Source organism: Thermomicrobium roseum DSM 5159, assembly GCF_000021685.1.
Lineage (GTDB): Bacteria > Chloroflexota > Chloroflexia > Thermomicrobiales > Thermomicrobiaceae > Thermomicrobium > Thermomicrobium roseum.
In genome coordinates, this window is sequence record NC_011961.1 from 109,817 (window position 1) to 133,459 (window position 23,643).

At 67.1% G+C, this 23,643-nt stretch carries 22 protein-coding genes; 12 read left to right on the plus strand and 10 right to left on the minus strand.

The features are described from left to right. Position 1: 1 nt before the first annotated feature. Genes TRD_RS09795 through TRD_RS09820 form a run of 6 tightly spaced genes read right to left on the minus strand, consistent with a single transcriptional unit; the run spans position 2 to position 7,104 of the window. Positions 2-1,072 carry a type III-B CRISPR module-associated Cmr3 family protein gene (locus TRD_RS09795; protein WP_012642992.1) on the minus strand — a complete coding sequence of 357 codons (1,071 nt, stop codon included), beginning with the start codon at positions 1,070-1,072 and terminating at the stop codon, positions 2-4. Beyond that, the gene (gene cas10, locus TRD_RS09800; RefSeq protein ID WP_012642389.1) at positions 1,069-2,883 is read right to left on the minus strand and encodes a type III-B CRISPR-associated protein Cas10/Cmr2; all 1,815 of its coding nucleotides are present in this window, start codon (positions 2,881-2,883) and stop codon (positions 1,069-1,071) included. The genes TRD_RS09795 and cas10 overlap by 4 nt, the downstream gene beginning before the upstream one ends. Next, a complete protein-coding gene (cmr1, locus tag TRD_RS09805; RefSeq protein WP_012642600.1) occupies positions 2,876-4,030 on the minus strand; it encodes a type III-B CRISPR module RAMP protein Cmr1 in 1,155 nt (384 codons plus the stop codon). Before cmr1 ends, cas10 begins: the two co-directional genes overlap by 8 nt. 15 nt (positions 4,031-4,045) lie before the next feature. After that, positions 4,046-4,852: a S1C family serine protease gene (locus tag TRD_RS09810; protein ID WP_012643309.1), complete on the minus strand. Its 807-nt coding sequence runs from the start codon at positions 4,850-4,852 to the stop codon at positions 4,046-4,048. A gap of 9 nt (positions 4,853-4,861) precedes the next feature. Continuing rightward, positions 4,862-5,764 (minus strand): zinc ribbon domain-containing protein, encoded by a 903-nt coding sequence (locus TRD_RS09815; RefSeq protein WP_143714758.1) that lies wholly within the window; start codon positions 5,762-5,764, stop codon positions 4,862-4,864. Beyond that, positions 5,764-7,104 (minus strand): hypothetical protein, encoded by a 1,341-nt coding sequence (locus TRD_RS09820; protein ID WP_012643032.1) that lies wholly within the window; start codon positions 7,102-7,104, stop codon positions 5,764-5,766. The genes TRD_RS09815 and TRD_RS09820 overlap by 1 nt, the downstream gene beginning before the upstream one ends. A gap of 127 nt (positions 7,105-7,231) precedes the next feature. Between TRD_RS09820 and TRD_RS09825 the strand changes: the two genes are divergently transcribed. The 5 genes from TRD_RS09825 to TRD_RS09855 all read left to right on the plus strand — a co-directional run bounded on the left by TRD_RS09825 (position 7,232) and on the right by TRD_RS09855 (position 14,394). Beyond that, positions 7,232-8,626, plus strand: coding sequence for a dipeptidase (locus tag TRD_RS09825; RefSeq protein ID WP_012642636.1), 1,395 nt, complete (start codon positions 7,232-7,234; stop codon positions 8,624-8,626). A gap of 834 nt (positions 8,627-9,460) precedes the next feature. Next, positions 9,461-11,173, plus strand: a complete 1,713-nt coding sequence (locus TRD_RS09835; protein ID WP_143714759.1) for an NERD domain-containing protein — start codon at positions 9,461-9,463, stop codon at positions 11,171-11,173. 746 nt (positions 11,174-11,919) lie between these two features. Next, the gene (locus tag TRD_RS15130; RefSeq protein ID WP_012643268.1) at positions 11,920-12,873 is read left to right on the plus strand and encodes a coiled-coil domain-containing protein; all 954 of its coding nucleotides are present in this window, start codon (positions 11,920-11,922) and stop codon (positions 12,871-12,873) included. A 693-nt stretch (positions 12,874-13,566) separates the two neighbouring features. Beyond that, complete coding sequence (locus TRD_RS09850) at positions 13,567-13,950, plus strand: hypothetical protein (RefSeq protein WP_012642645.1); 384 nt, start codon at positions 13,567-13,569, stop codon at positions 13,948-13,950. Positions 13,951-13,983: 33 nt separating this feature from the next. Next, the gene (locus TRD_RS09855; protein WP_012643001.1) at positions 13,984-14,394 is read left to right on the plus strand and encodes a hypothetical protein; all 411 of its coding nucleotides are present in this window, start codon (positions 13,984-13,986) and stop codon (positions 14,392-14,394) included. A gap of 68 nt (positions 14,395-14,462) precedes the next feature. Here TRD_RS09855 and TRD_RS15135 read toward each other — a convergent pair whose 3' ends face one another. Together TRD_RS15135 and TRD_RS09865 are read right to left on the minus strand one after the other, a co-directional pair. Beyond that, positions 14,463-15,842: a ferritin-like domain-containing protein gene (locus TRD_RS15135; protein WP_012642875.1), complete on the minus strand. Its 1,380-nt coding sequence runs from the start codon at positions 15,840-15,842 to the stop codon at positions 14,463-14,465. Positions 15,843-15,887: 45 nt separating this feature from the next. Further along, positions 15,888-16,487, minus strand: a complete 600-nt coding sequence (locus TRD_RS09865; protein ID WP_012643187.1) for a ferritin-like domain-containing protein — start codon at positions 16,485-16,487, stop codon at positions 15,888-15,890. Between the two features lie 257 nt (positions 16,488-16,744). On the opposite strand from TRD_RS09865, the gene TRD_RS09870 reads away from it, so the two are divergent. From TRD_RS09870 to TRD_RS09895, 6 genes are all read left to right on the plus strand, one after another. Beyond that, positions 16,745-17,335 (plus strand): RNA polymerase sigma factor, encoded by a 591-nt coding sequence (locus TRD_RS09870; RefSeq protein WP_012643300.1) that lies wholly within the window; start codon positions 16,745-16,747, stop codon positions 17,333-17,335. After that, positions 17,304-18,047: an anti-sigma factor gene (locus TRD_RS09875; RefSeq protein ID WP_012642741.1), complete on the plus strand. Its 744-nt coding sequence runs from the start codon at positions 17,304-17,306 to the stop codon at positions 18,045-18,047. The genes TRD_RS09870 and TRD_RS09875 overlap by 32 nt, the downstream gene beginning before the upstream one ends. Before the next feature lie 516 nt (positions 18,048-18,563). Then, on the plus strand, positions 18,564-19,304 hold the full coding sequence (locus TRD_RS13810; protein WP_012642462.1) for a polysaccharide deacetylase family protein: 741 nt from the start codon (positions 18,564-18,566) through the stop codon (positions 19,302-19,304). Next, positions 19,279-19,992, plus strand: a complete 714-nt coding sequence (locus TRD_RS09885; protein ID WP_012642671.1) for a glycosyltransferase family 2 protein — start codon at positions 19,279-19,281, stop codon at positions 19,990-19,992. Before TRD_RS13810 ends, TRD_RS09885 begins: the two co-directional genes overlap by 26 nt. Before the next feature lie 13 nt (positions 19,993-20,005). Next, positions 20,006-20,710 (plus strand): glycosyltransferase family 2 protein, encoded by a 705-nt coding sequence (locus TRD_RS13815; RefSeq protein ID WP_226980750.1) that lies wholly within the window; start codon positions 20,006-20,008, stop codon positions 20,708-20,710. Further along, positions 20,707-21,306, plus strand: coding sequence for a YkoP family protein (locus TRD_RS09895; protein ID WP_012642571.1), 600 nt, complete (start codon positions 20,707-20,709; stop codon positions 21,304-21,306). Before TRD_RS13815 ends, TRD_RS09895 begins: the two co-directional genes overlap by 4 nt. Here the strand turns inward: TRD_RS09895 and TRD_RS09900 are convergent. Beyond that, complete coding sequence (locus TRD_RS09900; protein ID WP_012642442.1) at positions 21,288-21,782, minus strand: vitamin K epoxide reductase family protein; 495 nt, start codon at positions 21,780-21,782, stop codon at positions 21,288-21,290. The two genes, TRD_RS09895 and TRD_RS09900, sit on opposite strands and share 19 nt — an antisense overlap. Continuing rightward, positions 21,779-22,534, minus strand: a complete 756-nt coding sequence (locus TRD_RS09905) for a DsbA family protein (protein WP_012643148.1) — start codon at positions 22,532-22,534, stop codon at positions 21,779-21,781. The genes TRD_RS09900 and TRD_RS09905 overlap by 4 nt, the downstream gene beginning before the upstream one ends. 140 nt (positions 22,535-22,674) lie before the next feature. Between TRD_RS09905 and TRD_RS09910 the strand changes: the two genes are divergently transcribed. After that, positions 22,675-23,625: a hypothetical protein gene (locus tag TRD_RS09910; RefSeq protein WP_012642918.1), complete on the plus strand. Its 951-nt coding sequence runs from the start codon at positions 22,675-22,677 to the stop codon at positions 23,623-23,625. Positions 23,626-23,643: the final 18 nt, after the last annotated feature.

The following is a 23,643-nucleotide window of genomic DNA, read 5'->3' on the forward strand; positions in this document are numbered from 1 at the left end:
CTCACCATCCTCCGATCAGCACTGTCCCGAAACCGATCTCGGCACCCCAGTCGCTCACAGTCGGCCAGGGAAGGTCGCTGGTGCGGCGGAGCCGGGCCTCGCCACGGGCGACGAAGTAGTAGACGCTCCCGGCCGGCACGGCGCGGTGCGCGGGACGCTCGCGACCACGCGCGAGATCGAAGCCACCGACCGTCTCGTAGCGATCGAGCGCCGCCGCGACCAGCTCGACGGAACCTTCGAAGAAGGCGCCCCAATCCCGCGGGAGCCAGCCGCGCTCGAAGACGGCGGGAGTCAGGAAGAAGAGGACGAACCGCTCGGGCAACGGCTCGGGAACCGGTGGTGGAGCGAACGAGGTGACGACCTCGAACCGTGCCGACCGGCGTTCCCCACCGAGCGCGAGGACTCCCGCCGGCTCTGGCCAGTCGAGCCCCGTGAACGAGACCAGCAGCCCCACGCCAGGCGCTGGTCGGACGTAGCGCGCCTCGTAGTAGAGTCCCTCGCGCGTCGTGCGGCGGGACGAGTCCTGGGCGATCCCGATCCGCACCTCCTCCGCCCAGAGTTCCTCTTGCGGGACACCGGGAACGGGCTCGCCGCGGGAGTAGGCAGCGAAATCGGTCAGGCGCAGCCAGAGCCGCTGGCTGGCCTTCTCGGACACTGGCTCGCCTGCGTGCCACAGCGGGAAGAGTGCGGGTGTCGGTGTGGGCAGACGCAGCCACTCCGGTGGCTGCTCGGGCAGCGGCAGGCGCCGGGCCTGGCGACCGGGGAACGCTGCATCGGCCGGTGGGGGAAGCAAGACCTCGAACTCGCCGGATGCGGTCCGACGTGCGACGAGCGGGCCGACCAGGCGCAGCGGCCCCCAGTCATCCGGTCCACCGACCACCCCGGCGACAGCTGCGGCGTCCCAGGGGGGAACCGTGGAGTGGACCATGAGGTGGTAGGCACGCAACGCTCCCTGCACCACCAGCGGACTGGGTGGGAAGCGGCTGGCGGCGCGGAACTGCTGGCCAGCGGTGAAGGGACGGCCGTCGCGGAAGAGCCAGACGTCGAGCGGTTCCAGGAACAGCGTCGTCACTCGCCACCTCCTCTCGCCAGGAAGCGCGCCAGCGCGAGCCAGTCCGCCAACTGTGCCGGTCCGGAGGGCACGCGCTCGAACCGCCGCGAGTCGTCCTCGCCCGGCAGGCTGGCGCGCAGCTGGTCGTAGCTGGTCGCGAAGCCGTACAGCCGCTCGACCAGCCGCTCGCGCTCGTCCGCGGTACCGCTCGGCCACTCGCCCTGACGTTTGACCGAACGAGCGAGAACGGCACGGAAGGCCGCATCGGCCTGCGGGAAGGTACGAGCGTACTGGCGCAGGTCGGTGGGCAGGCGACCGGAGAGGCTCCCCGCGCCATCGCGGCGGAAACGGTCGACCAGGTCGGGCAGGTCGAGCCCCATGAGTCGATCGGCGCGAGCGACAACATGGACGATCTCACCACCGCGCGGCTGGAGCTCGACAGCGACCGCCCCCTTGCCGGGCAGCCGCTTGGCCCGCTTTTCCGCCTCGCGTGCGCTCCGGAGGAGGTCGCCGAGCGGTTCCAGCCAGTGGCCGATGGCGATCCCGGCCGAGGCGGAGCGTCCGTCCGTGATCTCGGCGAACGCTGCAGCGAGTGCCAGGGCGAGCGAGACTGCCTGCTCGGCCGGGGTCAACGCAAGCACATCGTCGCCGCCGCGGTAGATGAAGACGGCATCTCGAGCCTGCTGGCGGGCTGTCTCCTCGACACTAGCCGCGAAGCCCGCCAGCTTCCGGCTGATCTCGCGGTGAACCGGCTCGCCCCCCTGCGCGAGCGCACTGGTGAGCCACTGGCCCATCGAGTCGCCGTCGAGCACGACGACCGCGACGTAGCGGGACGGGCGCTGGCCGACCGCCTGGTAGAGCTCGGCGAGGCGATGGCGGGCAGTGCGGAGCGGCGTCTCGACCTGGCTGCGCAGTCGCTCGGCCTCATCCGGATCGAGGCCCAGTTCCTCCAGCAGCGCTGGCCACTCGAGGGTCGACTCGTAGAGGAAGGCACCGTCGTAGGGGAACGCCTCGACGGTGTGGCGCGTGCGGCGGTACCGGTCTGGCCGCTGGCCGAACGCTGTCACCAGGAGCTCAAAGGCATCGCGGTAGGACTCGAGTGCCGGGGCGGCACGCTCGGCCGCCAGGCGAGCGAAGGGCCGAGCGGCGATGGTCGGGACTGAGGGATACGCTTCCTCGGAGTACGCGAACCGCTTCACCGCGCTGACCGCATCCAGCCGCTCGTGCTCGCCGACGAGGCGGCCACCCTGCGGGTGGCGGCGCACCGCGCGCCAGAACGCGCGGGGATCCTGACCGGCGGGAGCGAGCGCTGCGCGGTTGCCTCCCAGCGAGTCTTTGGCGCCGGCTTCGGCACGCTGGGTAAAGGTACGGGTCTTCTTGAGCGCGGCGACTCCAGCTTGGGCCCGGTGGAAGGCGGTCGCATAGTCGTCCTGCTCGATGCGGGCAGCCGCCCAGTAGATTTCCCAGACGTCGCCCGTCTGCGCCTGCCATTGGGCACGCAGGGCATCGTCGAGTGGCGCGTACGACTCGATTTTGGCCAGCGCGTCGCTGGCCAGCTGTTCCCAGCGGGTTTGCAGGGCTGCTGCTGCTCGCTCGGCGAGCTGCTCGACATCTTCCCAGGGTACGCGAGCGACGATGACGTTGGGCGGGTCGCCGGAGCCGAGGTCGGCGGGGTAGACGAGTTCCGCACCGGCATCCTGGAGCGAACGGGCAACGGCCCGGGCCAGCTCGGCCAGGATATGGCTCCCGGCGTAGAGGTCAGCTGTCCGGCGCGCTTCGGCGATGAACGCTTGCACGGGGCCGAAGGTAAAGCGGAGGACCGCGTCAGGCATACTGCACCTCCGCGACGTTGGGAAGCTGCGCGACCGCAGCAGCGATCTGCGTGTACAGTCGCTCGAGCTGCTCCTCGCCACCTCGGCGGAGCGGGAGGAAACGGCTCTGGAAGAGCGTCGCCACGCCCAGGAGGTTCCCGTTCTCCGCTCGCGTAACGCTCAGCCAGAGCGGAGAGGGACGGCGCTCCCGGCGCTCGTACCCGCTGGGCGGCTCGATCGTCTTGTGCTGCTTTGGGATGACCAAGGGTGCGCCGAAGACGAGGCGCTGCTCGGTCGGGAGCGCGCGGCGCGTCTCGCGGAGCCATTCTCCGATCGCATCGGCCACGGTCGGCCAGCCGCGCTCCCCGCTCGTCCAGCCACGCTCGCCGAAGACCCAGATGCGGCACCAGCGCGGGTCGAGCACCTCCCAGCCGGGACGCTCGGGATTGGCGTCGGCTCGCGCCTGCGACCGCTGGCGCAGGAGACGGAGCCCCTCAGCGAGCTGGCGCGCTGCCTGCTGGGGTTCGGGGGACAACGCGAACGGGAGATTCAGGTGCGAGGGCACAGCTGGGGTCGTTGCGCCGTCGGGCGAGCGCCGCGGCACCGGCCGGTGCGCGAGCGCACCACCGAGCCGGCGGGCCCGGGCACCGAGCCCACCGAGATGGAGGAGCAGCCAGGCAGACCGCACCGCGCGGTAGAGCGCCTCGCGGGCCTCCCGCTCGTCGACGCCCGGTCGAGCGAGGAGGTCGATCGAGAACGGGTACGGAGGGGCGAGAGCCCGCCGCGCGGGAATCTCCTGGTCACGAGCACGCGAGGGTGCCATGGAGAAAAAGAGGTACGCGCGGCCGGAGTCCCGCGCTGCCCGCCACTCCTGTGGCGCGCTCTGCTGCTCCTGCCGTACCCGAACCACGATCTTCGAGGCGCCGGCCTTCCCCTCACCCCCGGCTTCGCCGAACGTCTCGGCCTCGAGGCGGCGGATCTCGGCGAGCGCCTGATCGTCGGTTCCGTAGCAACCGCCGAGAAGCGCGCGCAGCCAGAAACGGAGCGCACCGCGGATGGAACTCGCCCGGAGTTCCGGATCGCCGCGCGGGTCAGCGCCGCCGAGGAAGAGTGGCGTCAACGTCTCGAGAGGGAGGCGGACGGAAGGGAGTGAGTGCTCTTTGCTCATCAATGGCTCCTTCGCTTACGCCATCGCCACAACCTGCTCGATCTCCTCGATCGCGACCGCAAAGTTGACACCCTGCGCGGGGATCTCGCCAGCCCAGGGGATCCCCCCGATAGCCATCCCGACGACTCTGCCCTGCTCGTCGAGCAGCGGGCCGCCACTCACACCGGGATTCAGGGCTGCGTCGGTCTGCAGGAACTCTATGCCATCGAAGGTACGCCGTCCAGAGAGCACACCACGCGTGACTGTCGGCTCGCCCAGCAGCTGGTCACCCAGTGCGTAGCCGAGCGCCGTGAGGGCGCTCCCGAGCGGGAGCTGGCGCGACTGGCCGCGCGGCAGGGGCTGGACACCGACCAGCGCCGGCGCCTCGAGCAGCGCGACGTCGTGGCGCTCGTCACGCTGGCGCACGGTCGCTGGGTGTGCCGTCCCATCAGGTGCGATCACCTCGACACGTTCCCAGCCGGCAACGACGTGCGCAGCCGTGACGACGAGCGTCCGGTCGCTCTCGCGTGCCCAAACGAAACCGGTTCCCAAGCCGTCCGGCACCCGTACCTGGAGGACACCGTGGAGCGCGCGGTTCACCATCGTCGCCCGGTCCCCCGGGTCAGCTGGGCCGCTCGCGACCGGTGTCGGCGCGGGGGCAGTCGGTGCAGGGGTGAGTGGCGGGACAGTCGGGATCGGCGTGACCGTGAGCACCACCCGCGTGTCGAGCGCCGGGACGTCGACCGGTGCCCGCCAGCGGGCGACGGCCAGCCCAGCCAGCGCCAGCGTCAGGAGTCCAGCGAACAACACTGCGACGAGCAGCAGCGAGTTGGCTCGCCCCATGCCTGCCTCCTAGAAGCCGAGCTGCGCCAGCAGCTGGTCGCGCTGGGCGAACAACTGGTCCAAGCGTCGCGCCGCTTGGAGCCCTCGTTCGTAGGCGTTCGCGAATGCGATGCGGTCACCGTATCGATAGGCGTTCTGCATGTCTGTCATCGCATCGATGAGGTTGTCGAACTCGTTGTGAATCTGGTCATCGAGGAGCACAACCCGCGTGAGAATACTACCAATATTTTCAGCTGTCTCGGCACGCTGCTGCTGGCGGGTGGCTTCCTCGCGCACCTGGCTGAGCTGACGGCTCTGCTCTTGGACCTGCCCGGTGAGTTCCTGAATCCGCTTTTCCTGCTCGGCGTTCGTCGCCATGAGCTCGTTCAGGCGAGACTGGAGGCGATCTCGCTCGCCAATCAGCTGGTCGCGCTCGGTCGCCAACCGGTCGCGCTCGCTGGTGAGCGACTGCACTTGTGTCTGGAAATCGCGGTTCGCCTGGGAGAGTGAGGCGATTTGCTCCCCGAGAGCTCGCTCGCGGGCCTGGCGGCGATCGAGCTCGACGTAAGCGAGCGCCCCGCTGGCCAACAGGGCGAGCAGGAGGAGACCACTCAGGATACCGAGCAACGTGACGGTGCGGTTCCGGCCGGGGGCTGGCGCGCTGGCTGACGCGGCCGAGGAGCGCGGCATGGCTGGCTCACCCGGTGCGGCTGGATGATCTGGCGGCGAGGGAGGCGCTGGCTGCCCCTTCGGCTCGTCCGGTGCGGGCAGCGAAGCATCGCTGCTGGCTGGGGAGTCGCCAGTCGCTTTCCCCGCGGTGAGGGGAAGGGCCGCGGTGTCCGGCGTAGGCACAGGATCAGGCACGGGTTGACCACAAGCAGGGCAGAAGCGTGCCTCAGCCGGTAAAGCAGCCTGGCAAGCGGTGCATCGCATCAGTGCACTCCCTCCGCGAGGAAGACGACCGGCTCGGACCCAGGCACTGCTCGCAGCTGGTTCCTGTAGCGCTCGAATGCGTTGGCGAAGGCTCGCAGGCCTGCTGCGATATCGTCGCGGCCTTGCCAGAGGAGCACCGGATCGCGGGTATCGAGCGCGCGACGGATACGGACCGCACCGCGCTCCACCAGTTCGAGTCCGACCATCAGCTCGGAATGGAACGCCGAGAGCGTCGGTGGTGGCGTCGCTTCGCGCATGGCTCGGGCGCAGTCCTGGAGGAAGATCAGGCGGCGCTCGATGTCAGCGCGCCAACCAGGAGCATCGAGGGCAGGATTATCGAGCATGGCTGCGAGCGGCTGGAGTTCCGCGGCGAGCGGGAAGACGGTCGGGATGATGGCGTCGTAGTACGGGAGTTCCTCCGGCCGGGCCGTATCCCAGGTGACCGGTTGCTCGCCGAGCTGGCCGTAGCGCCACTGGTAGTAATGGAGTCCCACGTTCCCAGCCTCGACGCGCCAGCCGGGTGGGTTATCCGGCGTGTAGGTGAGCACGCGACGCTCGAAGACCTGGACGAGGACGCGCTTGGGGACACCGCCGACGCGGACGGTCGTCCAGTAGGCCTCGGTGAGCGGGAAGCCAGTGGCGTAGAAGGGATTCTCGAAGAGGCGGTCCTCCCGGAAGGCCCCATCGCTGTACACCGTGCCGCGGGCGTTCATGAAGTCCCAGAAGACGCTGGCCACCGTGTGATTCGTCTCGCGCACCAGGGCAGCAGCAGTCACCCCGTAGCGGGCGACCGTTTGGTCGGCCCCGACGGTGCCGTTCCGGTCGACGGTCTGGATGATGGTCATACCGACCGGCAAGGGTTGGTACCCCATGAGCGGCTGGAAGCTGGCATAGGTCGGGGCGTTCGGATCGTCGAGATCACCAGCGACCGGGACGCGGGCAGCGGGGGCTTGGGCGAACCGGTTGTGACCGAGTTGGACCTGACCGGTGATGAGCTCCTTGGCCAGAAGCCCGTTGGTCACGTACCAGGGATTGACGGGGTCGGCACCGATATCGGTGATCTCCATGCGCGTTTTGTCGAAGTACTGGACCATGCGGAACCCGAGGACGTCCCCGTCGAAGTCGGTCGCTTCGTCGTACTCCTCGACCAGTACGTGGGTGATGGGAGCTGGGCCCCACATCCAGGTGCGGGCAGCACGTCCTTCGGCGACCGGGCGATCAGCCCGCGCCCAGGTACGCCAGAACGCGACGCTGAGGCCGGGTTGCTGGGCGCTCACAGGGAGCGCGGGAGCGAGCAGCGTCGCGAGCAGCAGGGCTGTGACGAACCATCGTGAACGCATCGTTCTCCACCTCTCGGACCACTCGACCACTCGTGACCAGGATCGTCGAGCGACGGGAACACAGGGGTTCCCATGCTGCAGGAACGAGCGCGGAGTGCGATACTGCGGTGCGGAAAGGAGGTCTGCGATGCAGGATCTGGTCCAGCGATGCGATCGCTATCTGGCGGAACACGAAGCGGAACACCTGCAGGCACTCGGGGATCTCTTGCGGATCCCGAGCGTGAGCGCCCTGCCGCAGCATCAGGCGGACGTCCAGCGGGCAGCCGAATGGGTCGCAGCCCGGCTGCGAGCGATCGGCGTTCCGGAGGTGCGCTTGCTCGAGACGGAGCGAAACCCGATCGTCTTCGGGCATTGGCCGGTCGACCCCTCCCTCCCGACCGCACTGGTCTACGGACACTACGACGTGCAGCCACCCGACCCGCTGGAACTCTGGGAGACGCCACCCTTCGAGCCGACGTTGCGCGACGGTCGCTTGTACGCCCGCGGCGCCTCGGACGACAAGGGGAATCTCTTCGCCGCGCTCTGCGGGATCGAGGCGCTCGTCCGTATTATCGGTCATCCGCCGATCAACCTGAAGTTCTTCTTCGAGGGAGAAGAGGAAATCGGCTCGCCGAGCATGGCCGCGGCGATCCGGCAGTATCGCGAGCTGCTGGCCTGCGATGTGGTGATCTCGGCCGACGGAGGGATGTACGGGCACGACCAGCCTTCGCTCACGCTCTCCTCCAAGGGGATCTGCGCCTGCCAGGTCGATCTCCGGACTGCTGCCACCGACATGCACTCCGGTCAGTACGGTGCGGTGATCGCCAACGCGGTGCAGACGCTGGTGCAGCTGGCCGCGACGTTCCACACGCCGGACGGACGAGTGGCGGTCGCTGGCTTCTACGACAAGGTGCGGGAACTCTCGCCGGAGGAGCGGGCCGAGATCGCCGCCGTCCCGTTCGATCCGGACGAGTTCCTGGCCAACGTGGGGGCGAAGGCGTTGTGGGGCGAACCAGGGTATACGCCGCTCGAGCGCGCCTGGGCTCGTCCGACGCTCGACCTCAACGGCTTCTGGGGCGGGTTCCAGGGCGAGGGGATCAAGACGGTGACGCCCTGCGAGGCGCACCTCAAGATCACCTGCCGGCTGGTGCCGGATCAGGATCCCGAAGAGATCCTCGACCTGATCGAGCGGCACGTGCAGGCACACTGTCCGCCGTGGGCCGAGGTGCGGGTGACGCGCTTCCCCGGCTCGGCTCGTCCGTTCGCGATCCGGCGCGATCATCCAGCGCTGGCAGCCGCGCGCGAGGTGCTGCGCGAGCTGTACGGCAAGGAGCCGCTGATGACCCGCGTCGGTGGGACGATTCCTGTCGCCGAGCTCTTCCAGCGCGAGCTCGGGGCCGACATGCTGTTCTTCGCCTGGGGCATGCCGGACAACCGCGTCCACGCGCCAAATGAGTCGTACCGGCTGGAGGACTTCCGGACGATGGCGCGCGCGTACGTGCGCTTGCTCCCGCGCCTGGCGACAGTCATGGCGCGGGCCTGAGCAGTGAGCGGGAACGGGTGCCTCGCACCAGGCGGGCTCCGAGGGCCGACAGCGGGACGAGCGGAGCCGCCCCGCGAGCGAGAGAAGGTCGGACTGAGGCTCTCGACAAAGCTGTCAGCTGACAGCGAGCGCGGACGACTGCCGTCGATGGGCGCCCTCGGTGGGGAGGGCTGCGACGGGTACCGAGTGGCATTCGACGTGGCACTCCGGTCCAGCATGGCCGACCGGCACCCAGTTACCGGCAGGGCGGCGTTCACGACTGGCTCGGTCGCGCGAGTGACGAAGCGGGACGAGCGCGTCGTCATCGTGTCCGGCAGCACAGGCATTTCGTCGGCCATCCCGCCGCGTTGCCTCGAGAGGCACGATCGCGGCTGAGCCTGCCGCTGCCCCGATGCGCTCAGGCTGGCGGCGCGACGAGCGAGCACAGCCTGGTGGGCGGTGGCTGGACTGCACCGAGCGGCCGGTGGGCGACTCATCAGCCAGCACACGAGTGCGGCTGACGGTGCAGCGCGCGGGCAGCGGCTTCCCTCGACACACGAGGACGGCGGCCGGTCGAGCGATGCGAGCAGCCAGTTCGCCCGCTTTCGCGAGCGAAGCTCGGCGCCGCGGCGAGCGGGGTACACGCGGCGGCTCGGGTCGAGGAGCGCGATCGGCGGCAGCGAGCGCTGGCGATTCGATGGTCGGAGAGCGCTCGGATCATGGCGGGGCCAGCCGGAGCGGTTCGTCAGGGCTCCGCGCCGACAGTTCGCTCCTCGACAGGTCTCTCGACATCTCGCAGAATGGACGCCGTACCGGTGCCGGCATCGTGGATCGCCATTGGGCAGGAGTCGGCTCATGGCCACGATGTATCCGCAGTTCCCGCGCTACTGTGGCTTCCAAAGCGATGCGAAGCTTCTGGTTTACGGCGTCCTCGCTCACCAGCTGCCTGACGAGTGCATCGTTCTCTTTGGGGTCCGGTTGTTGGTCCGCGACGGTCCGGACGAGATCGATGCGGAGGCCGACTTCATCATCGTGGAGCCGGAGTGCGGCGTGCTGGTACTGGAAATCAAGGGGGGCGGGATCCGGAGGGACGCACGCACGGGGCAATGGTTTTCCCTGGATCGGCGTGGGGAACAGCATGCGATCGGGAACCCGATCGAGCAAGCGCGGCGGACTCGCTATGCACTGGCACGGAAACTGAAGGAAGGACCTCGAACGAAGCTGTTCGACTATCCGATCCGGCACGCGGTGATCTTCCCGGATGTGACACTTCGACAGCAGTGGCTGGGTCCTGACGTCGAACCGGACATCGTGCTCGACGAGCGTTCGCTGACCGGTCTGCATGGAGCGATTCGCCGAGCCTTGGGCGGACCGCGACCGGAAGGTCCCCTGGCTCCGGCGGCGATCCAGGCCCTGGTCGATGCGCTGAGTCCGACGATCGAGGTGCGGAAGCCGCGGCTCGGACGACTCGTTCGGGAAGCAGAAGAGGAGATCGTTCAACTCACCGAGCGACAATTCGCCGTGCTCCGCTTGCTGGAGCGGCACCGCCGAGCGCGGATCGTCGGGCCGGCAGGATCAGGAAAGACGATGCTGGCGATCGAGAAGGCTCGCCAGCTCGCGCTGCAGGGCAACCGAGTCCTGCTGACCTGCTTCAACCGCAATCTGAGCAGGTGGATGCGGCGCACCTTGCAGGATGCTCTGGGGACAACCGAGCTGTTCGAGGGCGACCGACCGCTTCTCGTCGTGACTCACTTCCATGGGTTAGTGCGGGACTTTTGCGAGCGAACGGGCAGACGGTTCCAACCGCCAGCAGGTGATCGACGAGAGGAGGAGCGATTCTGGAAAGAGCAGGCGCCACAGATCTTGATCGACTCGGTGGAGCAGTTGCCCGACCTCCGCTTCGACGCCATCATCGTCGACGAGGGGCAAGATTTTCTGACCGACTGGTGGATCGCGCTGCTCGAGGTGCTGGGTGATCAGGAGCGGGGCTTCCTCTACATTTTCTACGACGATAACCAAACCCTCTACACGGACTCCCGGCAGCTCGAGTTTCCCATCGTCGACGAACCGTACATGCTTGCAGAGGTATTCCGCAATACGAGGCCGATTTTCGAGCGCTTTCGCCCCTTTTACCGTGGAAGCATCGAGCCGCTCTTCCGCGGTCCCGATGGACCTGAGGTCGAAGAAGTACCGGTCACCGGGCAGGGCGTGCTGCAGGCGCTCGCGAGCCGGCTGCGGCGACTGTTCGAGGAAGAAGGAATCGAGCCCCGCGATGTCGTGATCCTGACACCGCGGAGCCGAGAGCGCAGCGCTCTCCGGGACAAGACACGGATCGCTGCGCGCTGGCAACTGACCTGGGAGCCCGTCGATCGCGAGGAGGTGAACCATCGCGTGCGCGCCTCGAGTATCCACGCGTTCGAGGGCTTGGAATCGCCGGTCGTGATTCTGGCCGAGCTGGACGACCTAGCACATCCGCGGGTCGACGAACCCTTGTCTGTCGCGCTTTCCCGCGCCCGCTCGCACCTGATCGTCCTCGGGGAGCTACCGGTCGATCTGCTCTCCCTGTGACGGGTTAACCGGGGCTCGCTCCCGCCTGATCGTTCCCGGGAAGCTACCGCGTACTCCGGCCCTGATCACCATCGTCAACCACCCTGAACAGGAGTCGGGTAGTCTACCGCGTACGCTGGTGGCTCGTCGCTGTCAGCCGCACCGAGGCCAGGTGCTGCGCGTTGCGCAGAGTGGTTCCCGCGAGAGACAAAAGCGAGTCGTTCGAGCGGCATGCTCGACGGGGCTGGCTTGTGGGGGGCTTTGGTCCTCAGCCTGTTCCCGGACAACTCGTTCCGTTCGATCGCTGGTGGCGTCGCAGGAGTACCGGGTCGCCAAGATCGACGACTCAGGGTGAAGAGAGACAGTCGCCACGGACGATCCTGTTCATGCCTGGCTGCGGGACAGCGTGGCTCGCTCGCGCCGGATCGAGCGCGCGCCGATCCAGCGCGGCATCTCGAGACCGGAGAGGCGCGCCTGCCTCTCGAGTGCGGCCGGGGTGCCATCGGGGGACCACGAAGGAGAAAAGGAACCTGTCAGCTGGCGCTCGGTCACCGCCACTACGCGAGGAGCCGACGATCCTCCTGACGGCCGACCGGCGTCCGTGCGGATACCGGTTTCACTCCAGCTGGTTCACGCCAGCATCGCCCGACCTTCTCCAGCCAGTCACCGTGCGATGGGTATCCGACCATGAGCGACAGGATCCAGTACACTTGTTAACCGATTGTGCGACGCTGGTTTTCGCCGGCACGAGGGAGGACACCCGCCCGATGGCCATCGACCACCTGCTCGAGCAACTGCTCGACCGCATCCGCCACGACCCCGACCTGCGCCGCCAGCTGGCCCAGCTCCTCTTCGGCCGCGAACTCGCCCAGCTGGCCGACCAACTGGCACAGCTGGCCAGCCTCGTCCGCTCCCTGGCCGAGTCGACCCAGCAGGGCTTCCAGCTCCTCGCTGAGCGCTCCTCCCTGGTGGAGCGCGAACTGGCTACCCTCCGCCGCGTGGTCGGGGAACTGGCTGAGCAGCAACGCGCGACCACGGCTCAGATCGCTGCCCTGACCGAGCGCATGGAGCGGGTAGAGGGCCAGATCGCTGCCCTGACCGAGCGCATGGAGCGGGTGGAGCAGCAACAAACAGCCACGACCGAGCAGATTCGCCAACTTACCGAACGCATGGAGCGGGTGGAACAGCAGCAGGCGGCCACGACTGCACAGATCCAGCTGCTCGCTGCCCAAGTCAGCGAACTCGTCGAGATGACCCGGCGGCACGAGGACTCGATCGGGCAGCTGCGCGGCTGGTATTTGGAGAGCAAGGCCCGGGACCGAGCACCCGCGGTCTTCGGCCCCTGGCTCGAACGAGTCCGGTTGGCCCCGGTGGACGAGATCCGACGGCGCGTATTGCCCGTTTTGGGCAAGGAGGGGCTACGGCGGATCCTGGCGGCCGATGTCATCGTGAGCGGGCGGGCTGATGACCTCCCGAACGCCCCGACGGTATGGCTGGTCGTGGAAGTCTCGGCGGTCGTCGACCCCTCGGACGTCGCGCGTGCCTTGGAGCGGGCAGCCCTCTTGCGGCAGGTCACCGAGAACGTCATCCCGGTGGTTTGGGGTCCCCAGCTGACGGAGGAAGCCCGGTATCTCGCTGAGGAGCAGGCGCTCGTCGTGGTACGCGATGGTGCCCTGGAAGGCTGGGAGGCGGCCCTCCAACGGTGGGTGGCGACTGGCTAACGCTTTGGCTTGCTCGGAAAGAGCGGCGTGCGGCGAGGGAACGCGTTTGCGGCATGCGAGCGAGTGCTGGCCGGCATGCCACGGCAGTCCCACGCTAGCGCCCTGCCCCTCAGGCCGGCGAGTGTCGACCAACAGCTGTCGTTCGGCAGCATCGCGAGCGAACTTGGCCCTGGGCTGCGTGTCCATCGATGCAGCCGGGTCGTTGCACGGCGTGTGAGCCGAGGACCGAGCTCGACGGATTCTCGGACAGAGCAGGAGCGGACCGACCTCGCACGCGCTGAATCAGTGCAGAGCCAACTGCGAGCGTTTCTCGCTCGGGGCAGGCGCGCCGACCTCCGTCCGATCCCGCGAGCGAGGACCGGCTCTTTCACCCAACCTCACCAGCGAGCGCTGTGTCGCAGTCAACGCGCGGAGCGATCGGCTGGGATGCCGGTCGGACGGGACAGGCTCGCCAACGGGTCGCATGGGCGTTCGAACAGCGAGCGCGACACCACTCCGAGGTGGAGTGCGGGGGCAAGCGTCTCCGCCGCTACCGCCCCAAGCAAGCGGTGCGAGAAGCGCAGAGACGCGTCGAGTCTCCTCGACGGATCGCGCAGCGATAGGTGCCCAGGTGCGACGCACGAGGATCGAGTAGACGCGAATCCTGCTTGCGCGACGCTGGTTTTGCCCGGCACGAGGGAGGACACCCGCCCGATGGCCATCGACCACCTGCTCGAGCAACTGCTCGACCGCATCCGCCACGACCCCGACCTGCGCCGCCAGCTGGCCCAGCTCCTCTTCGGCCGCGAACTCGCCCAGCTGGCCGACCAACTGGCACAGCTGGCCAGCCTCGTCCGCTCCCTGGCCGAGTCGACCCAGCAGGGCTTCCAGCTCCTCGCTGAACGCTCCTCCCTGGTGGAGCGCGAACTGGCTACCCTCCGCCGCGTGGTCGGGGAACTGGCTGAACAGCAGCGCGCGACCACGGCGCAGATCACTGCCCTGACCGAGCGCATGGAGCGGGTGGAGGGCCAGATCGCGCAGATGACCGCTGAGGTTGCACTCCTGGCATTGAGTGTGCAGCGACTTGACGATCGCTGAGCTCGAGCGCGCAGCTGGTACCTCGAGGTACGCATGCGCGACCGTGCCCCGGCGATCTTCGGCAGCTGGATGGATGCCACGCGGGTCGTCCCACCGATGGAGATACGGAGGCTCGTCCGCGAGAGCCTGACACGCAGCCAGCTGCCGCGGCTGCTGGATGCCGACATCATCGTGACCGGCGAGTTGGACGAGCACCCGGCAACGCCTACGGTCTGGTTGGTCATCGAAGTCTCGACGACGGTCGATGCGAGCGACGTGGAGCGGGCGTTGGCACGTGCGAATTTGCTCCGTCGTGTCGTCCCGAACGTCATTCCCGTCGTCACCGGCGACCAGCTCGTGGACCAGGCACGGAAGATGGCAGAAGAGGAACGGGTCGTCATCGTTCGCGACGGGACGCTCACTGGTTGGGACGAAGCGATCGAGCAGTGGGTGGTGGCAGCCTGAGCGAAGGAAACGGTCGTGGCGCGCTCTTGCGCGAGCCACGACCGCCGATCGAAGCGCACGGGAGCGGACTAGAGATTCAGCAACTCTGCACCGAGGCGACCGAGGAGCACGTCCCACCGCTCCGGCCACTCGCCGGGATGCCACTCGAAGCGAGCACGCTCGAAGTACTGAACCACGTACTCCTTCCCAGTATCGCGGTTCCGCTCGCGGAACTCCTCGCTGATCGGGTACCCGAAGATCGGTAGCCCGCCGTAGGCCCACCAGTAGCGAAGGAAGCCGTGCGCGAGGTTATGCTGCGTCTCCATGAAATAGATAGCATCTGTCTGCTCCGTGATGGAGTCGTGTCCCCACACTGCGGCACCAGGTAGTGGCATGCTGGGCCGGAAGGGTGCCTCGCTTTGGCGTCCCGTTGTCACTTCGCGACCGAGAAGGCCGAGGAGTACGTCCCAGCGCTCAGGCCAGGATCCAGGATGGAGCTCGAAGCGGGCTCGCTCGAAATACTGCATGCGTATCCCAGCGTGTTCGAACTCCTCGCTCAGTGGATAACCGAACACTGGCAAACCGCCATAGCGCTGCCAGTATTGGAGGAATGCACCGCTCACATTGTGATTGGTCTCCGGGAAGTACGCTGCACCGGGCTTCGGTTGCGCTGGGCGGAGTGCTTCGGGGGGCGGCACGACAGGGCCGCCACCGGCAGTCGGCGGCTCGCAGACCGCCGAAACGTCGCCTGGTGTCTGCTGCGTGATGAGATCCCGACGGATGGCACCGGGGCCAGGGTAGGTGACGCTTGGACCACGACCACCGATGTAGCCGAGGTCCTTGAGTGCGGTGGCAGCCTGACCGACTGTTTGGAAGAGTGCCGCTTCGAAGGCCACATCGTTAGCTGGTCGGGTACCGAGCGCAACATTCGCCAGGACCCGATGCTCAGCTTCCACCCCGGCGATCTGGAAAGCAACCCGCACAAGGTCCGGCTGCTTGAGTCGCGTGAATTGCTGCGCTGCAGCCATGTAGGCCGCAATGAAGGCCGTATCGAGCGTTACGATCGTTTGGAAGAGGGAGTCGTACTTCGTCAGAATCGAGGTATCGGGAATCGTGAAAGTCGTCGTCAGCGGCTGAGCGCCGGCAGCAGTAAGGTACTCGTAATGGAACTGCTCAGCAGCCCGAGCCCCTTCGAGTATCGCGATCACTGGATCCGGCACCGGCTTGTCGTACGCACCTTTGCGGGCTTGATCGATCGCTCCGCCCAGCAAGGTGACCGCCATCGCCTCTGCGGTCACGGCGATGTCGAGAATCTCCTTTACTGACTCGGTCTCCTGCGCAACGGCCCGAAGCAGGCCGAGGCGAGCAGCGAGCACCCCAGCACCGAGTGCGGTCGTACCACGCAGCACGGCGCGGCGGGTCAGGCGCTGTTCCTGCAGCGAAGCAGGGAGCTCTAACGCATGTGACATCGCACGACCTCCTTTTGCCTTCTTCTCCGATGTCTTCGCCAGTTGTCACGGACGGAGCTGCTTGACTCCCCGCGTGTCGATCGCTCCAGGTCCGGGATAACGGATTTCCGGTCCGGATCCACCGATCCAGCCGAGTTGGATCAGGGCATCGGCCGCACTCCCCACACTGGAAAACAACGCTTTCTGGTAGGCGACGTCATCCGGGACGCCGCCAAGAGCACCACGCAGGATCGCGAAGTGGCGAAGCAAAGCTCGATGCTCTGCCTCGACTCCACCGATCTGGACAGCGACACGCACGAGGTCGGGCTGACCGAGGCTCGCGAACTGCTGAGCAGCGGCGCAGTAGGCGGCGATGAAGGCCTCCTCCAAGCCGATCGCCGTACGGAGAAGCAAGACGGGATCGCTCACGGCACGGGTATCGGGCACGGTGAAGACGAGCGTGAGCGGCTTGGCACCGGCAGCAGTGAGCACCTCGTAGTGCGCCTGCTCCGCCGCGCGGGCCGCTCGCAGAAACGTCCGCTCATCCTCGGTCAAGGCCAGCTCACCGCGCTCAGCGGCCGCGAGCGCCTCACCGATCACTGTCACTGCCAGCGCTTCAGCAGTGGCGGCAATAGAGATGATATCTTGAACACTTTGGCACTGCATACACTCCCATCCTTTCCACTTCCGATCACTGCTGGAGAGCAGAATTTTCTACCACCATGAACGGGCACCGTCAATCCGAAATGATCCGGATCCTCCTTTCCGCTTCTCGGCACGTTTCCCGACGAAGACAACGTACTCCAGACCCGGTCGGATCACTCGCGGTTCCTCGATCTTCCAGCGGCTGTTAAACTGAGGATGACACGACGGGGTAATCCCGCGGAGACTCGTACGCGTGTAGAAGGTGAGGGCTGCTGGAGATGTCGGGCGGCGAGGACATTACCCTTCTCCAAGCAGTCGCTCGGGGAGACGAGGACGCTCTCGTGCAGTTATATGACCGGTATGGTCGACAAGCGTTCGGCCTAGCCTACCGTATTCTAGGTGATGCCGCGAGCGCGGAAGAGGTCGTCCAAGACGCCTTTCTCGCCCTCTGGCACCATGCTCGACTCCTGACCATGCACACCGGCTCAGCGCGTGCCTGGTTACTGACGGTGGTGCGGAACCGCGCGATCGACCACCTTCGCCGACGGCGGGGTCAAGTCCAGCTCGTCAGTCTCGATGCCGTTGTCCTTCCCAGTATCGCTGACGACACAGCTCGCGAAATCATCGAGAGAGTTCAACGAGCCGATCTTCTCAAGGCACTCGATGCACTGCCGAAGGAACAACGCGAGGTCGTAGAGCTCGCGTACTTCGAAGGGCTCACCCATCACGAGATCGCGACACGCCTCCGCATTCCACTCGGCACGGTCAAAAGCCGGCTGCGCCTGGCACTCCTGCGATTGGGACGTACCCTCGAGGGATATGAAGGAGAAGCCCCCGATGCCACTCTCGCAGATGAACAGCCAACGTGATTGGGTACAACATGAAGAGATTCGAGAACTCCTGCCTGGGTATGCGCTCGGCATTCTCACCGAGGACGAACAGAGACGCGTCGAAGCGCATCTCGTGACCTGTACCGACTGCAGAGTCGAGCTGGATCGCTTTCGTACGACGGTGCTCGTCCTCGCTCTCGCTGCTCCGGAACGAGAGCCGCCAGGGTCACTCCGTACCTCCATTCGTGCTGCGGTGCAGCAGCAAGGCGAGCGAGTTGCGACACCACAGGCTGTGCGCAGCCGCTTCGAGCGGTGGCGCGAACGGTTCCAGCAACGAGTGGCCCTGGCGTGGGGTCTCGCAGTAGTCGCACTGCTGGCGAGCTTCATCCTCGCTGGATGGAACGTGATGCTGCAACGCCAGCTGAGCGGCGTCCAGTATCGTATCGCTGCTGGGACGGTGAGCGGCAATATCCGCTACTTACCCTCCGAGCAGGTGCTCGTGATCGACCTTCGCGGGCTCCCGACCCTTCCGGCGGAGAGGGTGTACCAGCTCTGGGCGATACCGGACGGTACACCGGTACCGATGGCTACCTTTACCGAGACAACTCGCCGCATCGCGGTGGTCGGGGATCCAGCAACGCTCGGGACGCTCGCGATCACCGTGGAGCCGGGGCCGTTGGGAAGTCCCTCGCCCACATCACAGCCACTGGTGATGATCGACCTCCGCCACCAGCGAGGAACGGCCTCTTGACCTGGCAGGCCCAGACGACGCGAGGTCTTTGCGAGCAACGCCCGTCCGCGCAGCGTGCAGTGCCGTCGCCAGGCAACGGGGAAGACCGCGACCTGCTCACGTCATCGCTCACGAGGAAGGGCGAGCACCGCGGGAGGGCTGGCCGCTGGCACGGCGTCTTTCGGCAAGTGGGAGACGATTCCGCAGTTGCCGTAGGCGACCGGTCAGCCAGGCTTCGTCCACACTCTCGCCGTGCGCCTGTCGGTCGCCGGCCTGTACCGCTTGCTCCAGCAGCGTGACTCAGGCTCGAGCAGTCGTCCCACGGGTAGTGGAACTCTCACGCGAGGCGAAACGACGCGCTCGGCCCTGCTTCGCCTGGCCAGCCGCTGACCGACCGGCTCGGCTCTTCGTCCGACCGAACAGCCTGGCCGTGGTCGGCAGGTGAGCACCCACCTGCGGGCACCATGGGCACTGGTGACCACGAACCAAGCGGAATCGGCCTGCCGTATGATTTGCGCCGGGTCGAGGGAGAGGGGCATGGCCCGTCGGGTACTCGTCTCGGTACACGATGTCGCACCAGCCTGGGTCGAGGAAGTCCGCTGGCTGCTCCGCGAACTCGATGCGATCGGCGCGCGCCCGCGGAGCCTCCTGGTGATCCCCTGCCACAACGGCCGGGACGATCTGCGTCGCTGCCCCGAGTTGGTCGAGTTACTGCAGGTGGAGGTCGCGAACGGTTCGGAGATCGTGCTCCACGGCTACACGCATGCACGAGCCTGGCGCTGGCGGGGCGACCCGCTCACTGTGGCGCGCGCGGCGCTCTTCGCGCGCGAGGTGGCCGAGTTCGCCAGCTTGGGGTGGCCGGAGCAACGGGCTCGGCTGATCGCTGGGCGCGAAATCCTGGCTGCGTGTGGGTTGGAGACGACTGGCTTCTGTCCACCGGGGTGGCTCCATACCGCGGAACTGCCAAGCTTACTCGCGGAACTCGGCTTCGCCTATCTGGTCGAGATGCTCTTCCTCGTCGATGTCTGCGACCAGCGCCGTCTGCCGACCCCCTGGATGGGCTTCATGGGAACCCCCTGGCTGCACGAGGGACTCGCACAGCTCGGCGCCCGGCTTCTCGCTCCCTGGCGGGCACGAGCCCGGACGATCTCCGTCTTCTTCCATCCACAAGGAGCACCCGATTCACCGGTCTGCCGACGAGCCTTACGCGAACTGGCACGCGAGCTGGAACGGGGAGGCGAACCGTCGACCTATGGAGCAGCGATCGCACTGCCCTGACCTGAGCATCGTCATCCCGGCCCGCAACGAGGCGGCGACGATCGAGCGCGCACTGGTCTCGGTCCTGCACCAGGCCTGGCCGCTCGAACGGCTCGAGGTCATCGTCGTCGATAACGGTTCGACCGATGGTACTGCTGCCGTCGTGTGTCGCTTCGCTCACGCGCATCCCGAACTGCAGCTCCAGGTCGTGCACGAGCCGCGTCCCGGTGTGAGCCGGGCACGAAACCGCGGTGCACGGGTCGCGCGCGGGAAAGTCCTCCTGTTTTTGGATGCCGACTCGCGCCTCGCACCGACCATGATCCCAACCGTACTCGGGCATCTGCACCGCGGCGAGGCCGCGGTGAGCCTGCGGGTGGTTGCGGACTCCAACGACCCGATCGACCGAGCATTCTTCTTCCTGGCAACCTGGGCAAAAGAGCGACTGCGCGTGCCGACGCAGCTGTGCGCTGTCCGCCGGGACGTGTTCTTGGCAGTGGGTGGCTTCGACGAGCGGCTGCGCATCGCCGAGGATTACGATCTCTTGCGGCGGATTCGAGCGGCCGGCTGGCGAGTCGGCTTCGTGACTGAGAGCAGCGTGCTGACATCGCCGCGGCGACTCCACCGCTGGCCGCTGCGCCTGGGACTTCTAGTGACCGCGCTGCAATGGTTGGTGGCGCTCGCCGGTATCGGCCGAGATTGGCCCTATTGAGGTGGTGCAGAACGTGGCCGGGACGATCGACATTTCAGTGATCATCCCGGCCCGCAACGAAGAAGCGTTCGTCGCTCGTGCTCTGCGCTCTATCGCCCGGCAGGCCTGGCCACTGGAACGGCTCGAGGCGATCGTCGTCGATAACGCCTCGAGCGACGGAACCGCAGCGGTCGTCCTCCAGGTAGCGCGAGAACTCGCGCCCCTCCGCATCGTGCTGGTCGAGGAACGCACGCCCGGACGCAGCCGAGCGAAGAACCGCGGGGCCGCAGTGGCCCAGGGGACGCTCCTGCTCTTTTTGGACGCCGACTCGGTGATGGCACCGACACTCGCCAGCGAGCTCGTCGCGCACTGGCATACCGGCTATCCGGCAGGAAGCATCCGCGTCATCGCGGAGACGACGGATCGGCTCGATCGCTGGTTCTTCGACCTCATGGAACTCGGCAAGACGCTCTTCCGTATCCGGGCACAGATGTTGTACTGTAGCCGGGCGTGGTTCGAGCGGGCGGGTGGGTTCGACGAACGGTTCGAAATCGCCGAGGACCGGGAGTTCCTGCAGCGACTTCAGCGAATGGGAGTTCCGGTTTGCCACCTGACGACGAGTTGGATCGCCACATCACCGCGTCGCCTACGCCGACTGCCGCTCCGCCTGGGACTGGTGATCACCTTTCTCCGCTGGCTCCTCGCCGAACTCGGCGTCGGTCGGCACTGGCGTTATTGAAAGAACTGCCCTGGTGGCTGATCCGTCTGGGACGCGCAGGAGGCGGGCGAGCGATCGGCCTCCTGGCGGTCTGGCTGGGCTGGGAGCGGTTGACGGAACTGGTGTGGCGACCACAGTCGGTCCGGCCAGGAGGGTTCTTTCGCTACCGGATCGTGCGCTACCGCGGCCCGACGATGATCCTGGCCGACGGGACACGGATCGAGCCGGGTGATACGATCGTCGAGCTCCACTTCGACAATCGGCGGTTGCTCCGGCTGTGGCTGGCCGGTGCATCGCTTCCCTGGGAACTCTTGCGCCTGGCACGCGAGGACTTGGCGGAACTCGCCTGTCGGATCGCACGGGGCGAACTGGGCGAGGTACGCGCGCTCACTGGGGTGACGCTGTTCGCGCGGGCTGGGCGCCGCCTGGGCTTTCAGGTCGAGCCGGCGCCACCGACCTGGTACACACGCTTGCAGCGTTTCTTCTTCGTCGGCCTGATCGCCATCTACCACCCGCTTGGCTGGCGAATGGCCGAACGCTACCGGGAACGGGCCTGGCCCGGTCGAGCCTGGATGAGCCGAGCGAGCTTGCTGGCACGCTACGGCGCAGGTTGCTGACGCCGCTGGCGAGGCGGAGCGGGTGCGGAGACGAGCGCGGAGGTCTCAGCGCGCAGCAGTTGGCGCAGTCCCCATCCTTCGACGAGAAGCAGCAGCGTGACGATGACCGCGCTCGCAACGCACCACTGGCAGATGGCATGGATGACGAAGAGTTCGAGGTAAGTGAGATACCCGGAAAAGAGCGTTCCGGCGAGCGCGATGCTGGTGTTGGCGCTGGTGAGGAGTTCGGTCTGGTGAACGAGGCGCCAGCGCACGACGCCGAGCCCGAGCAGCACGAGGTACATGAGCAGCCCCAAGAGGGCGATCGGAATACCGCCCAGCTTGGCATAGGGACTGTTCTGCACGGTCGCACAGTCGCCGAGGCCACAGACGAGGAGCGACTCATCGTAGGCCACGAGCGTGAGATACCCGGCCACACCAGCTCCAGCCAGAGCGAGAGCGAGCGAGACCAGCTGCCAGCGAGGACGACCGCTCACTTCGATGCCTCCTCGATGCGCTGGGTGAGATCACTCAGACTGCGGATGGTGAAGGGCGCGCTCCCGTTCACGCTGAAGGACGGCGTCGCACGGACACCGAGCGACTGGGCTTCGCGCACCATCTGCTGGACCTCGTCGGCGTGCTTGCCCTGGCGGAGACAGGAGCGGAAGGCACCGACATCCAGACCGGCGACGCGCGCGATCTCCTCCAGACGCCGATCGGTGAAGGCCCCGACGTTCTCACCGGTCTGGTTCGCGTAGAGGGCAGCGTGAAACTCCCAGAATTTCCCTTGATCGAGTGCACAGGCCGCTGCCTCGGCTGCCCGGACCGACTCCTTGCCGATGAAGGCGAAATCACGGAATTCCCAGCGCACTTTGCCGGTCACGATGTATTGCTCGAGAATGGTGGGGAAGAAACGCTGCTCGAAGCTCTTGCAGGCCGGGCACTGGTAGTCACCCCACTCGATGACGTGCACGGGAGCGTTGGGGTCGCCGAGGACACGGCCGTCGCGCGGAACGCTGGTGTACTTGGAGACATCGGGCATCTGGACAGCGGCCACCTCGCGAGCGCTGCGCTGGCTCCACCAGATCCCGACCCCCGCCGCGACCAGGGCGATGACGACGGGAACAGTGATGAACAGCACGCGACGCCGGCGAGCCCGCCGCTCGGCTTCCAGCTTGCGCTGCGCCCGGCGCGGCACGCGCTCAGCTTGGGACGCTGCAGGCGGCAGGTTCTCGCGAGACGACGACATGATGCAGACTCCTCTCCTGGTAGCGCATCGACTTTCCTGGCCGGAATCGTACCAAACACCAGTCTCTGGCCCGGATCGCTCGGTCAGGGTAGCAGGCTGGCAACGGGTACACTCAGGCTGTGCGGGAGACGCAGACCAGCATGCCAAAGGAAAACGCGCCGACGCTGACTGCCTGCGAACAGAAGACGCTCGAGCCCAGCTGGACGGCAGCCCTGGCCACAGCGAGCGGTCGCCGCTGGCTCCGGCGGGCCGTCCTGCCCGTCCTCGAAGGAAGCCGCGCGACAGCGCTAGCCAATCTGCTCCTGGGCTTTCGCGACGACTTCCGATGCGAGCAGCGCGATTTCTCGACGCGAGCCGTCGTCGAGCGAGCGGACCAGGCAACGCTCGCTGCGAATCTGGAATGGCTCGCCGGGAGCAATGCCGCGCTGGCGCTGTGGGAGCGCTTGGCCGAAGAAGGGATCACTCGCCTCGTCTCAGCTGCCCTGCGCGTGCTCCGCCGGGGCGACACCCGAGCGCGGGAACTCGTGCTGACCGTGCTCGTCGCCGATCCAACGCGGGAGATCGTTCTGCCGCCCTGGGCCGAGCGAGCGCTGCTCGTCATTGCGCTGGTGGACCGCGACGAGGTGGTCCGAGGTCTGGCCGTCGAGACAGCGGCGGGACGGTGGCCCGAATTGCTCTTGCCCAATTGGCAGCACTGGACGCGCGACGGGAGCGGTCGAGCTCGCCGGGCGACCTGGCGCCTGGCGTTGCGCGTCGACGCACGCGCTCGGATGCAGGCAGCAGCCCTCACGTTCGCCGAGGAGGAACCCGCAGACGTGCGCGCTGACGCGCTCTGGGCGCTCGGTCAGGTCCTCGCCACTGCGGAGATCGCGCCGATCCTGGCCAGAGTGGTCCAGCATCCGCGACCAGAACTGGCCGAGGCAGCCGCAGAGCTCCTGTGGACGCGACACCGGCATCCGGAACCGGCCCGAGCAGCCCTCGCCAGTCCACACCCGAGAGTGCGCGAGATGGGGAAGCGACTACTGGATCCCCGGCACGGATCTCCTGCTGCAGGCGGATCCCGGCCAGGAATGCCCTTTCCCTGGTGGTAGCTGGGCGAACCAGACGCT

What these genes read in the sequence shown, in the direction of transcription:
- cas10 (WP_012642389.1), bottom strand. Translation starts at nt 2,883, where the DNA reads ATGCCTGACGCGGTCCTCCGCTTTACCTTCGGCCCCGTGCAAGCGTTC.
- cmr1 (WP_012642600.1), bottom strand. Translation starts at nt 4,030, where the DNA reads ATGAGCAAAGAGCACTCACTCCCTTCCGTCCGCCTCCCTCTCGAGACG.
- TRD_RS09810 (WP_012643309.1), bottom strand. Translation starts at nt 4,852, where the DNA reads ATGGGGCGAGCCAACTCGCTGCTGCTCGTCGCAGTGTTGTTCGCTGGA.
- TRD_RS09815 (WP_143714758.1), bottom strand. Translation starts at nt 5,764, where the DNA reads ATGCGATGCACCGCTTGCCAGGCTGCTTTACCGGCTGAGGCACGCTTC.
- TRD_RS09820 (WP_012643032.1), bottom strand. Translation starts at nt 7,104, where the DNA reads ATGCGTTCACGATGGTTCGTCACAGCCCTGCTGCTCGCGACGCTGCTC.
- TRD_RS09825 (WP_012642636.1), top strand. Translation starts at nt 7,232, where the DNA reads ATGCAGGATCTGGTCCAGCGATGCGATCGCTATCTGGCGGAACACGAA.
- TRD_RS09835 (WP_143714759.1), top strand. Translation starts at nt 9,461, where the DNA reads ATGGCCACGATGTATCCGCAGTTCCCGCGCTACTGTGGCTTCCAAAGC.
- TRD_RS15130 (WP_012643268.1), top strand. Translation starts at nt 11,920, where the DNA reads ATGGCCATCGACCACCTGCTCGAGCAACTGCTCGACCGCATCCGCCAC.
- TRD_RS09850 (WP_012642645.1), top strand. Translation starts at nt 13,567, where the DNA reads ATGGCCATCGACCACCTGCTCGAGCAACTGCTCGACCGCATCCGCCAC.
- TRD_RS09855 (WP_012643001.1), top strand. Translation starts at nt 13,984, where the DNA reads ATGCGCGACCGTGCCCCGGCGATCTTCGGCAGCTGGATGGATGCCACG.
- TRD_RS15135 (WP_012642875.1), bottom strand. Translation starts at nt 15,842, where the DNA reads ATGTCACATGCGTTAGAGCTCCCTGCTTCGCTGCAGGAACAGCGCCTG.
- TRD_RS09865 (WP_012643187.1), bottom strand. Translation starts at nt 16,487, where the DNA reads ATGCAGTGCCAAAGTGTTCAAGATATCATCTCTATTGCCGCCACTGCT.
- TRD_RS09870 (WP_012643300.1), top strand. Translation starts at nt 16,745, where the DNA reads ATGTCGGGCGGCGAGGACATTACCCTTCTCCAAGCAGTCGCTCGGGGA.
- TRD_RS09875 (WP_012642741.1), top strand. Translation starts at nt 17,304, where the DNA reads ATGCCACTCTCGCAGATGAACAGCCAACGTGATTGGGTACAACATGAA.
- TRD_RS13810 (WP_012642462.1), top strand. Translation starts at nt 18,564, where the DNA reads ATGGCCCGTCGGGTACTCGTCTCGGTACACGATGTCGCACCAGCCTGG.
- TRD_RS09885 (WP_012642671.1), top strand. Translation starts at nt 19,279, where the DNA reads ATGGAGCAGCGATCGCACTGCCCTGACCTGAGCATCGTCATCCCGGCC.
- TRD_RS09905 (WP_012643148.1), bottom strand. Translation starts at nt 22,534, where the DNA reads ATGTCGTCGTCTCGCGAGAACCTGCCGCCTGCAGCGTCCCAAGCTGAG.
- TRD_RS09910 (WP_012642918.1), top strand. Translation starts at nt 22,675, where the DNA reads ATGCCAAAGGAAAACGCGCCGACGCTGACTGCCTGCGAACAGAAGACG.